General features: G+C 34.1%; 11 protein-coding genes. 6 read left to right on the top strand and 5 right to left on the bottom strand.

Annotated features, from left to right (window positions below; all coding sequences use genetic code 11):
• Positions 1 to 11: 11 nt before the first annotated feature.
• Together BLT80_RS09645 and BLT80_RS09640 are read right to left on the bottom strand one after the other, a co-directional pair.
• Entirely contained in the window at positions 12 to 878 is an 867-nt protein-coding gene (locus BLT80_RS09645; RefSeq protein WP_092467415.1) for an AraC family transcriptional regulator, read from the bottom strand.
• A gap of 162 nt (positions 879 to 1,040) precedes the next feature.
• Entirely contained in the window at positions 1,041 to 1,763 is a 723-nt protein-coding gene (locus BLT80_RS09640; protein WP_092467414.1) for a cupin domain-containing protein, read from the bottom strand.
• 699 nt (positions 1,764 to 2,462) lie between these two features.
• Here BLT80_RS09640 and BLT80_RS09635 point away from each other — a divergent pair.
• The 4 genes from BLT80_RS09635 to BLT80_RS09620 are packed head-to-tail and all read left to right on the top strand — an operon-like array spanning position 2,463 to position 5,412.
• Complete coding sequence (locus tag BLT80_RS09635) at positions 2,463 to 2,903, top strand: thioredoxin family protein (protein WP_092467413.1); 441 nt, start codon at positions 2,463 to 2,465, stop codon at positions 2,901 to 2,903.
• Position 2,904: 1 nt separating this feature from the next.
• The gene (locus BLT80_RS09630) at positions 2,905 to 3,885 is read left to right on the top strand and encodes an FAD:protein FMN transferase (protein WP_394331388.1); all 981 of its coding nucleotides are present in this window, start codon (positions 2,905 to 2,907) and stop codon (positions 3,883 to 3,885) included.
• The gene (locus BLT80_RS09625; protein ID WP_092467411.1) at positions 3,882 to 4,094 is read left to right on the top strand and encodes a DUF4266 domain-containing protein; all 213 of its coding nucleotides are present in this window, start codon (positions 3,882 to 3,884) and stop codon (positions 4,092 to 4,094) included. The genes BLT80_RS09630 and BLT80_RS09625 overlap by 4 nt, the downstream gene beginning before the upstream one ends.
• A complete protein-coding gene (locus tag BLT80_RS09620; protein WP_245710208.1) occupies positions 4,057 to 5,412 on the top strand; it encodes a DUF3570 domain-containing protein in 1,356 nt (451 codons plus the stop codon). Before BLT80_RS09625 ends, BLT80_RS09620 begins: the two co-directional genes overlap by 38 nt.
• Before the next feature lie 168 nt (positions 5,413 to 5,580).
• Here BLT80_RS09620 and BLT80_RS09615 read toward each other — a convergent pair whose 3' ends face one another.
• Both BLT80_RS09615 and katG read right to left on the bottom strand, forming a co-directional pair.
• Positions 5,581 to 6,051 (bottom strand): ankyrin repeat domain-containing protein, encoded by a 471-nt coding sequence (locus BLT80_RS09615; protein ID WP_092467410.1) that lies wholly within the window; start codon positions 6,049 to 6,051, stop codon positions 5,581 to 5,583.
• 76 nt (positions 6,052 to 6,127) lie between these two features.
• Positions 6,128 to 8,359, bottom strand: a complete 2,232-nt coding sequence (gene katG / locus BLT80_RS09610; protein ID WP_092467409.1) for a catalase/peroxidase HPI — start codon at positions 8,357 to 8,359, stop codon at positions 6,128 to 6,130.
• Positions 8,360 to 8,570: 211 nt separating this feature from the next.
• On the opposite strand from katG, the gene BLT80_RS09605 reads away from it, so the two are divergent.
• Positions 8,571 to 8,813, top strand: a complete 243-nt coding sequence (locus tag BLT80_RS09605) for a putative signal transducing protein (protein WP_092467408.1) — start codon at positions 8,571 to 8,573, stop codon at positions 8,811 to 8,813.
• Between the two features lie 124 nt (positions 8,814 to 8,937).
• Here the strand turns inward: BLT80_RS09605 and BLT80_RS09600 are convergent, their stop codons facing one another.
• Positions 8,938 to 10,563 carry an ABC-F family ATP-binding cassette domain-containing protein gene (locus tag BLT80_RS09600; RefSeq protein WP_092467971.1) on the bottom strand — a complete coding sequence of 542 codons (1,626 nt, stop codon included), beginning with the start codon at positions 10,561 to 10,563 and terminating at the stop codon, positions 8,938 to 8,940.
• Between the two features lie 339 nt (positions 10,564 to 10,902).
• Between BLT80_RS09600 and BLT80_RS09595 the strand changes: the two genes are divergently transcribed.
• On the top strand, positions 10,903 to 12,363 hold the full coding sequence (locus tag BLT80_RS09595) for a TlpA family protein disulfide reductase (RefSeq protein WP_092467407.1): 1,461 nt from the start codon (positions 10,903 to 10,905) through the stop codon (positions 12,361 to 12,363).
• The last annotated feature ends 45 nt before the right edge of the window (positions 12,364 to 12,408 follow it).

Here is a 12,408-nt window from a genome sequence, read left to right as displayed (position 1 = left end):
TTATACTGGTATTAAACGGACAGTTGTGCTTTTTGAAATTTCAATGGAGTGACGCCATGTTCGGTCTTAAAAACTCTTGTAAAATGCGCCGGACTCTCAAAACCACAATCAAAAGCCACTTCATATATTTTCTGCTGTGTATGCTCTAATAATGTTTTAGCATGAAGAAGACGCTTTTTAGTGAGCCATTTTCCTGGGGAAGTCTCGTAGGCATTATAAAAATCACGATTAAAAGTACTTAAGCTGCGATGTGTTAGTCTGGCAAACTCATCTAGAGATAGATTATAAATAAAATTAGCCTCCATGATATTTTTAATAGAAGGCTTGACGTCTTGAGCAAGCTCTTTAAAATAACTCCCAATTTTGGGATTAGATGAGAGCGATAAAATATTGACTAATAATTCCTGAAATTTAATCTCCATCAAGTATTTTGAAGGCTTTTCCTGATTAAAAAAATATTCCACCATAGACGTAAAATAGGTATTTAACGTCCTATCTAATTTTAGAGGGATCACACTATCACTAGGGATCTTGTTTTTTAGACTGCTGCCTATATCTGGTTTTTGGGAAATAAAATCTTTTATATAATCATCAGGAATAAAAATAACCATAGCACAAAAATCAGAGTCAAAAAACTTATGAATAATGTTCGCACCTTTTTTTACAAAAAGCACCTCATTAGCATGAGCCATATAGCTGTGTTCTAAGGTTCTCCATTTCTTTTTACCCTCTAGTATATATATAAAGTAATTGAGATGAGACCATGCGGTGAAAATGGATTTTTCCTCCATACACCGATATTCTGAAAACATAAGTGATGACACTTCAATTTTCTTGAATGTAGGGTTGTTTTTAGCTGTATCGTAACCGTTTCCCATAGTTTTTTAATAAGGTATACACTTTAAAGTTACAATTTTATAGTAGAATCAGCTCATAAGAATCATAATATCAAAGATTAAGCGTTTTATATTGACCATTTTAAAAGTAATTATAGACACACTATATGAGTGATGCAATCCATTCAAACTAAAACTAAAATGCTAATCAAGCGTTGCCGGTTTTAAGATCATGTCATTTTCAGATGCCAGTTTTGCAAATGCTTCTGCACTTAGTGCTGTGGACTGTTTTCCTGGTTCCGCACTTACTTTTTTAAAGAAATTCAACAAGCCATGCTTAGCATTTGGTATCGTAGCAAATACCAATTTTAAAGGGGTGTCACCGGTATTTTTAAAAGAATGCCATTCCCCTGGTGCGGTATACCACACGTAACCCTCTTTAACAACGGTCTCTATACGCTTAGCGTTCTCGTAACTGATAACTATACCACTTCCAGAAAGGAAATAAGCAATTTCTTCCGTTTTGTTATGCTTATGTTCAGGGAGCGCGCCACCGACTCCTAACTCATATTTTGCAAAACCTGAAGATGCATTGGGGTGACTTTCAGCATCCATATAAACTTGAAGCATACCGCCTGACCCTAGTTGGTCTTTACTTTCCGGAAAAATCCATAATTCCTCGATATCTTCTGGATTCATGATGCGCTTACCAGTATCAGATTGAGAAGAATGACTATGCGTATGCGGTTCCGTTTCGTCTGCATGATGATGTGATTCTATGTTTTCGTCATCAGCAGAAAGTGTAGCGATGTCCTCATTAGTTTTTTTCGGATGGTTATCGTTCTCTCCACAACTTTGAACGATACTAAATAGCACTAATAAAACACTTAATACCATTACTTTAATAACATTTTTAGTTTTAATCATAATTGTTTTTTTTAAGGTTTTACAAAGATTTAGTTTATGATAATACAAAATTAAATAGAATATATACAGCTCAATTGACCAAGCCTTTCAATAAATTGACTGAGTCTGTCAAAACGATAATTTTGAAAGAAATTGAAATCTGATTTTGACTATAAAGAATAAAAAGGCAATGGCAACACCTCTTATGATGTAATACCAATTCTCTCCAACGTATAAAAAACCATTCTATTTTTGCTTCGCCAGTTTACCGTAATCATGCCTATGATCGTTTTATGCATGAAGTGATGCCCTTAGACTAATAAAAAAACACCAAAAACCCCTTCCCAATTTGATGACCTAACACAACCAATCAAGATAGGTTTATCATAAATGAGATCCATTTTCACTCAAAAAAACGCAAATACAAAACATAGGTTATAGCGTGGTTATAGCATACTTATACTATAGTTATGATAACCTTATAGCATGATAGATTTAACTCAAACAAAGGTAAACTCCCTGTAAACATTAATAAAGCACGCGCCATACTTCAATAACAAAACAAAGGAGCTCAAAAAATGCCCTAATGAGCAATTTTTACACTCCATTTTTAATTACATAAAATATAAACCCAGCCTGCAACAAAAAAATATTACATGCGTTGATAGGTATTGGTCAAATACTTGACTAAGGAGTTGTCAGAATTAAATATATAGTCTAATGAAAAGAATAATTGCAGTAGTAGTTCTAATGATTGTTGGTGTTAATACCGCAAGTGCTCAAGAATGGCAAACCGATTTTGCAGTTGCAAAAGAAATTGCCACTAAAGAAAGTAAGCCTATCATATTAGTCTTTCAAGGTTCGGATTGGTGTGGACCATGTATTAAGCTAGACCGAGAGATTTGGAGTACAGATACATTTAAAGCCTATGCCAATGAAAATTATGTAATGCTAAAGGCCGATTTTCCGAAACGAAAGAAAAATGCATTATCTGAAGCGCAAACAAAAGCAAACGCACAACTTGCCGAAACATACAATAAACAAGGGTTCTTCCCTTTCGTGGTAGTCTTAGATTCTAATGGTAAAGTGCTAGGAGAGAATAGTTACAAAAAAACGACACCCGAGAATTATATTAAAGAATTAAACGCTTTTATAAAGTAATTTGAAACATACATTCGCCATAGTATTGCTAATCTCAATGATGGTTAGTACAGCACAAGAGCCCTATAAGCGCACGCTTAAACTTATGGGGAGTCGGTTTGACATAACGGTTGTGGCAAACGATTCTACACAAGCAAATAAACATATAGATATAGCAGTCGCAGAAATTTCAAGAATTGAAAAGTTAATCTCCTCTTGGGATGAGGATTCCCAAACCTCAGAAATTAATCGCAATGCAGGAATTAAACCTGTTAAGGTTGATGCAGAACTCTTTAATCTAATTGAAAGAGCCATTGGTATTTCAAAATTAACCGATGGAGCATTTGATATTAGCTATGCGTCAATGGATAAAATTTGGAAGTTTGATGGTAGCATGACCACTATGCCTTCGGAAAAAGAAATTACAGCATCTGTTGAAAAAGTAGGTTATCAAAACATCGTTCTAGATAAAAACAAGAGCACCATCTACCTTAAACTAAAGGGAATGAAAATTGGCTTTGGCGCAATAGGAAAAGGCTATGCTGCAGATAAGGCTAAAACCTTACTCATATCTAAAGGTGTCACTTCAGGAATCATAAATGCATCTGGCGATATGAATACTTGGGGACAACAAACCAATGGTGAAGATTGGAAAGTTGCCATCACCAACCCAATGGATAAAAATAAAGTCTTTGCATTGCTTCCTATTACAAATGGAGCTGTAGTAACATCTGGAAATTATGAAAAATATGTCAACTTTAACGGTAAACGCTACACGCATATTATAGATCCAAGAACAGGTTATCCTTCTACCGGAATTATAAGTGTGACTGTATTTGCACCAAAAGCTGAATTGGCAGATGCCCTTGCAACTTCGGTTTTTGTGATGGGAAAAGAAGCGGGTTTAGACCGCATTAATCAATTACCTAAAATAGAGTGTATTATCATAGATGATAACGGAAATATTTCAAAATCAAAGAACATAGAAATCAATAAATTATGATTAAAAAATTTATATATGCCGCAGTAATAACAACTTCTCTTAGTAGTTGTGTTGTGGTGAAGGAATATGAAAAAGTAAATATTAACGACCCTGATATGGCACTATCAGATAAGAAAGCTGATCGTAATACCTCTACGATGCATTCTTACCGTGAGGCAGCTGTAGGAGCAAATGGTGGGAAAACTGGAGGTGGCTGCGGCTGTAACTAATAAATCAATAAAATTGAAAAAGATAATTTTAATAGTTTGCGTATTTGCTTTTGCTAAATCTTATGCGCAAGACTCAACTAAAGTGTATAAAAAACGTGTGTTAGAAACTACAGAAGTAGATTTTTTAACCAGTTATTATGCTCAAGATGGAGATAATGCTGCAGTAAGTGGCGGCATTGGAACAGAAGAGTTAACGGATGTTACAGGAACCTTTGTGGTGTCCATCCCTTTAAATGATGATGACGTCTTAACTATTGATGCAGGTGTTTCAGCGTATACGTCAGCCTCATCAAGTAATATTGATCCTTTTGATGATGGTACAGCAGACCCTTTTCAAGCATCCTCTGGGGCATCAAGTAGTGATCTTTGGGCAAATTTAACAGGAAGTTATACGCACAGCTCTGACGATAGAAATGATATTTGGTCGGCAAAAGTATCTGTATCCTCTGAGTACGATTATTTTTCAGTTGGAGTTGGAGGAAGTTATACGAAACTATTCAACGAGAAGAATACCGAAGTAAGTGTTAACGCTAATGTATACATCGACACCTGGAATGCTATTTATCCAATTGAATTAAGACCTTTTGGTGACAATGGCAATGGCTTAAATAATCGTTTGTTTATGCAAAACACCATAACAGGTAACCCAAATTATAACCCCATATTTAACGAGTTTCAAGATGAAGGACGTAATTCTTATGCCTTAGGATTTGGATTCTCTCAAATTCTTCATAAAAACGTACAAGGATCGTTAGCTTTAGATTTTGTACAGCAAGAAGGTTTATTATCTACACCTTTTCAACGCGTATATTTTAGTGATGTAGCAGATTCATTTATTGATGATTTTCAATTGGCTGATGCGAATGAAAGTTTACCAGATTCAAGATTTAAAGTGGCTGCTGGTGGTCGCTTAAACTGGTATTTAAATGAAACGGTTACCGTCAGAACATTCTATCGTTATTATTTTGATGATTGGGGCATTAATTCTCATACAGCTAGTATTGAAGTCCCGATAAAAATCACTGATAAATTCACACTATATCCATCTTACAGGTTCTATAATCAAACCGCAGCAGATTATTTTGAACCTTATGAGACGGCCTTATCTACAGATGAGTATTATACCTCTGATTATGATCTTTCTGAATATTCTGCCAACCAATTTGGTTTCGGTGTCTCGTACACCGATATTTTTGCAAAAGCACATATCTGGAAATTTGGACTAAAAAGTATTGACTTAAAATTCTATCAATATGATAGAGATACCTCTTTTAGTTCGAGTATTATTACAGCAGGATTTAAGTTTGTGATGGATTAATTACAAATTGGAAATTTGGTTGTTTCTAACATGCTATAGCGTTATACAAGTATAATAATTCCAAAGAACACTAAAACTGTATGGCGTCTAAAACAAAAAAAACTGAGTTTAAAAAAGCCTTAACCAGCTAATTTTAAACTCAGTTTTTAATTAAATCAATATTATATACTAGCTTAAAAGCTCCACAATCTCATGAAACTGTTTATCTCTGGCATAGTCTAAAGCCGTTTTACCATCGTTATCTTTAATGCTAATATCTGCTTTATACTCTATAAGCAATTTTACAATAGCAACCTTGTTATATTGTGTAGCAAATATCAAAGCTGTGATACCATTAGTATTCACCGCATTAATATCGGATCCATGTTCTAATAAGGTGGTTGCTAAGGCAACATTCCCTTTAAAACTAACACCAATCAATGCCGTATTCCCAGAAGCATCTTTAGCATTAAGATCTGCCTTGTGTTTAATAAGTAGTTGTGTGGCCACATCATTATCAAAATAGGTCGCTAAAATGAGTGGAGTAAATCCACGAGCTTCTTTTTCATTAATTAATTTCGGATTTATATGTATTAAGGCTTCTAGTCTATCTTTATCTCCAGAACGAATCGCCTCAAAAAACACATCGATATCTCTCATGATCTTTCTATTTTAGAATAAAAAGGAATAAGTTTTTAAACTCACCCCTCTTTACATGTTATATGAATTCCTTTAATTATTTTAAGTCAAAACGGTCTAAATTCATCACTTTAGTCCAAGCCGAAACGAAATCTTTTACAAAACGCTCTTGCCCATCGTTGGCACCGTACACTTCTGCAATTGCTCTTAATTCGGTATTAGATCCAAAAATTAAATCGGCTCGCGTCCCTTTAAAGATAACGTCTCCTGTTTTACGGTTACGACCCTCAAAATAGCGATCGTCTTCTGACGTTGCTTTCCATGTGTAGGTAAAATCAAGAATAGTCTTAAAGAAATCATTAGTTAAATGACCAACCTTATCTGTAAATACTCCATGATTTGAACCGTCATAATTAGCACCTAATACACGTAAACCACCAACTAAAACGGTCATTTCTGGAACAGATAACGTTAATAAATTAGCACGATCGATTAATAAATCTTCTGCGGCTATTTTTAAGTCGGACTTAATGTAATTTCTAAAACCATCAGCTAAAGGTTCTAAATAATCGAAAGCTTCAATATCCGTTTGTTCTTGTGTAGCATCACCTCGTCCATCTGCAAAACTTAAAGAAATAGTAATACCTGCATTCTTTGCGGCTTGTTCTACTCCAACGTTCCCTGCCAAGACAATTACATCTGCTAGAGAAACATCTCCACTAAAATCAGCTTTAACACGCTCTAAAACCGCTAATACCTTATTTAATTCTACAGGATTATTAACCTCCCAACTGCGTTGTGGCTCTAAACGTAAACGCGATCCATTAGCTCCACCGCGTTTATCAGAACCTCTATAGGTTGATGCAGACGCCCAAGCTGTCGTCACCATTTGAGAAATTGTTAACCCTGAATCCGCTATCAAACCTTTTAATGTAGACACGTCAGCATCACTTAACGAATAATCAACTTTTGGCACAGGATCTTGCCATAGTAATTCTTCCTTAGGAATTTCAGGACCTAAATAACGTGAAATTGGTCCCATATCACGGTGCGTTAATTTATACCAAGCACGTGCAAAGGCATCTTCAAATGCTTTATGATCGGCATGAAAACGTTTAGAAATTTCTAGATAAATAGGATCTACTTTAAGTGCAATATCTGCCGTAGTCATCATTAAATTTTGTCTGCCATTAGCATCACCTGCTTTTGGTGCCATACGAGCATTAGATGTTGCTGTTGGTTTCCATTGGTGTGCACCTGCTGGACTTTTAGTTAATTCCCAGTCGTAATTTAATAGAACATCAAAATACTCGTTATCCCAACGTGTCGGATTTGGTGTCCATGCTCCTTCTATGCCACTCGTAATAGTATCATCTAAAACACCTGTCCCGAATGAATTCTTCCATCCTGTACTCATTTCTTCAATAGGGGCTCCATGTGGTTCTTTACCAACATAATCATTAGGATCTGCTGCACCATGTGCTTTTCCAAACGTATGTCCACCAGCGACAAGCGCTACAGTTTCTTCATCATTCATGGCCATTCTTGCAAACGTCTGTCTCACATCTTTTGCTGAACCCATCGGATCCGGATTTCCGTTGGGTCCTTCTGGATTTACATAAATCCAGCCCATCATTACCGCGGCTAATGGATCTTCTAAATCACCATCTTCATAACGTGCTTCATTTTCCCCCCAAACGGTTTCACTTCCCCAATAGGTATCCTGTTCTGGTTCCCATACATCTTCTCGTCCACCAGCATAACCAAACGTTGGAAAGCCCATAGATTCTAAGGCACAGTTTCCTGCGAGGATCATTAAATCTGCCCAAGAAATCTTATTCCCATATTTTTGCTTAATAGGCCATAATAACAATCTGGCTTTATCTAAGTTGCCATTATCTGGCCAACTATTAATAGGTGCAAAACGTTGATTTCCGGCTCCTGCTCCACCTCTTCCATCTCCGACTCTATACGTTCCTGCACTGTGCCAAGCCATTCTAATCATTAAGCCACCATAATGTCCATAATCTGCAGGCCACCAATCTTGTGAGTCGGTCATTAAATCAGTAACATCTTTTTTAAGCGCTTCAAAATCTAAGCTATTAAACGCTTCTGCATAATTGAAATCGTCTCCCATCGGATTAGACTTCGATGCACTTTGACGTAAAATATTAAGTTTTAATTCGTTTGGCCACCAATCTCTATTTTCAACACCACCTCCAGCAGTGTGCTTAACAGTGCCACTTAAATAAGGACATTTAGCTGCGCTTTCATTGATATCAAAATTTTTGCCTTGGGGAGCGTCGTTTTCGTGAGGATTCTTTTCCATGTATTACAATTTTATGTGGTTTAATTTTTTATAAATTTATGCATTAATACGCTTTACGCTTAAGATACGCATTTTTTAAATTTATTTTTTGATAGCTAAAAACTATTAAAAAACAAAAAACTATAGCTAACACAAATAAAATTATGAATTATTTAGTAAATAATATCGAGAAAATTTCGTAACTTTTAGTCATCAATTAAAACATATCATTATGAGCACTACAGAATATACAAAAGTTTACTACGGAAATTTCATTTTAGTTACACGAGTAAAAGATGAATTAGAACATGTTGGCATTATACCAATTATTAAGGACGAAGGAGAATCGCAACGTTTAGCAGGTTACGCGTCAATGAACCAAGGGTTTCAAGACCTTTATGTTCATAATGATGAACTAGATAAAGCAATGGAAATTGTGAATAGAGTGAAAGCTGAAATGGAAGCGGCTTCTTAATAAAGAAAGCAATTAGATTGGCTTTATAAACCTTTACTATTTTTAATAAGCACTTCCGATTAGAACAAAAAAATGCTGATATTTTTTAATATCAGCATTTATATTTTAAAGTAATAAGCGTGTATTAAACAGTTGCGCCATACATCTTTTCACGTTGTTCTTTTATCTTTTTATCACTCATGTATTCATCAAACGTCATGTAACGATCAATTACCCCACTTGGTGTTAATTCTATAATTCTATTACCAACGGTTTGAGCAAACTCGTGATCATGTGTTGTTAACATAATTGTTCCTTTAAAGTTTGTTAGCGAATTATTAAATGCTGTGATACTTTCTAAATCTAAGTGGTTGGTTGGTTCATCTAACATTAATACGTTAGCTCTCATCATCATCATACGACTTAACATACAACGTACCTTTTCACCTCCTGATAAAACATCTGATGTTTTTAAAGCTTCTTCTCCACTAAAAATCATTTTTCCAAGGAATCCACGGATGTGAACTTCTTCACGTTCTTCTTCAGTTGTTGCCCACTGACGTAACCAATCTACTAATGATAATTTATTATTAAAGAATTCGCTGTTGTCTAATGGTAAATACGATTGTGTTGTGGTTACTCCCCAATCAAACTTACCTGAATCTGCTTGTTCTTTCCCATTTAATATTTGATAAAAAGCTGTAGTGGCTCTAGAATCTTTAGAGTATACGACCACTTTATCTCCTTTATTTAGGTTAATATCAATATTGCTAAATAAAACCTCATTTTCTAAACTAGCTGATAAGCCTTGAACATTTAAAATCTGATCTCCAGCTTCACGATCGCGTTCAAAAATAATAGCTGGATAACGACGACTAGAACGTTTAATATCTGAAATATTTAATTTTTCAATCATCTTCTTTCTACTCGTTGCTTGCTTAGATTTGGCAACGTTAGCAGAGAAACGACGAATAAAATCTTCTAATTCTTTCTTCTTTTCTTCAGCCTTTTTATTCTGTTGTGCATGCTGTCTTGCCGCTAATTGAGATGACTCATACCAAAACGTATAGTTCCCAGAGAAATGGTTGATCTTCCCAAAATCGATATCGGAAATATGTGTACAAACTGAATCTAAAAAGTGTCTATCGTGAGAAACTACAATTACACAGTTTTCATAATTTGCTAAGAAGTTCTCTAACCAAGATATAGTTTCATAATCTAAATCATTGGTAGGCTCATCCATGATTAACAAATCGGGATTTCCAAATAACGCTTGTGCTAATAAGACACGTACTTTTTGCTTCCCATCTAAATCTTTCATTAAGGTATAATGGTATTCTTCCTTAATTCCTAAGTTAGACAACATCGCGGCAGCATCACTGTCTGCATTCCACCCATTCATTTCTTCAAACTGCACTTGAAGCTCTCCTATTTTCTCAGCATTTTCATCTGTATAATCGGCATAAAGTGCATCAAGTTGAGATTTTAATTTATGTAAAGGCTTATTTCCTTTTAAGATGGTTTCTAAAACCGTGTCTTCATCATGTAAATTGTGATTCTGTTCTAAAACAGACATACGCTTGCCTGGTTCTAAATGGACACTTCCAGAAGTTGGATCCATTTTACCTGCAATAATCTTTAAAAACGTAGATTTCCCAGCACCATTGGCACCAATAATACCATAGCAATTACCATTATTAAATGTGGTGCTTACTTCGTCAAAAAGTATGCGTTTTCCGAATTGAACTGAAAGATTAGAAACTGATAACATGTCTTTAAATTTTAATCTATTAACCTTTTTATAAGTGAAGGCAAATTTTTGAGAGTGCAAAAGTAGAAAATTAAACGCAAAATCTGCTATTTTACAGCATTATGAATCTTAAAAAAGTTGTAAAATTTAAAATGAAAGACGTTTCTGAATCCTATTACGACTGTTATGTTTAAATATAGTAAAAGAAGCCGCTAATAATATAGAATGGTAATTGCAACACATCTAAGATTTATGCATTTGGTTGAAATTATAAGACTTACTCATAAGATTTAACGAGGTATTAACAGCAGATGCGTAAAGCTTCATATATTTTTGTTTTCTAACTATTATAAATTTTACATGCTAGCTCTCCGTATAGTTCTTACTGTTGCCTTGTTTTCTACTGTTTTTGGATGTCAATTCAAAACAGAAAATACTAGTGACTATGCCTATATTGGTGGTGAAATTATTAATCCTAAAAATAATAGTGTTGTCCTTTATAATACCAATGGGCAGATTTTAGATTCAATTACTCTCGATGCTAATAATAGATTTATTTTTAAAATAGATAATCTTCATCCTGGTTTGTATTCTCTAACCCATGGCGGTGAATACCAAATGTTATTGTTAGAACCGAATGATAGTATTATGTTTAGACTGAATACTTACGACTTTGATGAGTCTTTAGTGTTTACAGGTAATGGTGCCAGAAAAAATAATTATCTCCTTAAAACCTATTTATCTAACGAAAAAGAAGCGAAGCAATTAGTTGCATATTCTAAAATGGAACCGGAGGCTTTTAACACCTTTGTTGAAAACCGACGACAAAAACAACTGGAAGCATTTTATGAATTTTTAGCTCGTAATGAAGAATCAGATTTCTTTAAATCAATTATTGAAGCGAATATTAATTACAACACCTATGCAGACAAGGAAATTTATCCATTTGCATATTTTGGTAATAATAAGCTCATTCATATTAAGGATTTACCTGAGAATTTTTTCGCACATAGAAAAAACATCGATTATAATGCCAGTCATTTAAGTCGATTTTTTGCTTACAATCGATTTCTATTTTCTCATATCGATAATTTAGCCATTCACGATTACTACAAGAATAATGCCTATCACAGTAAGTTTAATAGACATGCAATGGGTTACAATAAATCTAAATTAGATTTAATAGATAGTATTATTTCAGATCCAATCATTAAAAATAATTTATTAAAATATAAGGCAAGAGAATACATAAGTTATAATCATACTGAGGATGAAGCGAATGAATTACTCAATTATTACTTAGAAAAAAGCACGAATGAGGAAGATAAATTATACATGAATGACCTAGTCTCTTCCTTAAAATTATTACGTCAAGGTAATCCTTTACCTAATATTTCTATTGTAAATTATAACGATACAGAGCATTTTATAAATTCGATAATCACAAAACCTACCATTATATATTTCTGGTCTTCCAATTCTAAATCACAATATAGAAATAGCCATTATATGGTTGATAAGTTGAAAGTAAATTTCCCTCAAACGGATTTTATATCGATTAATGTCAATGATAATAATGATAAATACTGGAAAAAAATTATTGATAATTACAACTTCCCCACTATAAACGAATTTAAATTTAAGAATTCAAAAGAAGCGCGCAAAATATTAGCTGTTAACTATTTAAACAAATGTATTGTGGTTGATGAAAATGGAATTATTTTACATCCTAATGCAAACATCTTCAATTCTAATTTTATAGAAACTCTTGAAGACCTATTACACCAAAAGCATCTTATTGTGAAACAAGATGCTCTTTAAGTATTAGTTATTTTAGTTTTCACATCATAACTATTAAGTTGTATG

The organism is Winogradskyella thalassocola, from assembly GCF_900099995.1.
GTDB lineage: Bacteria > Bacteroidota > Bacteroidia > Flavobacteriales > Flavobacteriaceae > Winogradskyella > Winogradskyella thalassocola.
This window is presented reverse-complemented; position numbering and strand designations above follow the sequence as displayed.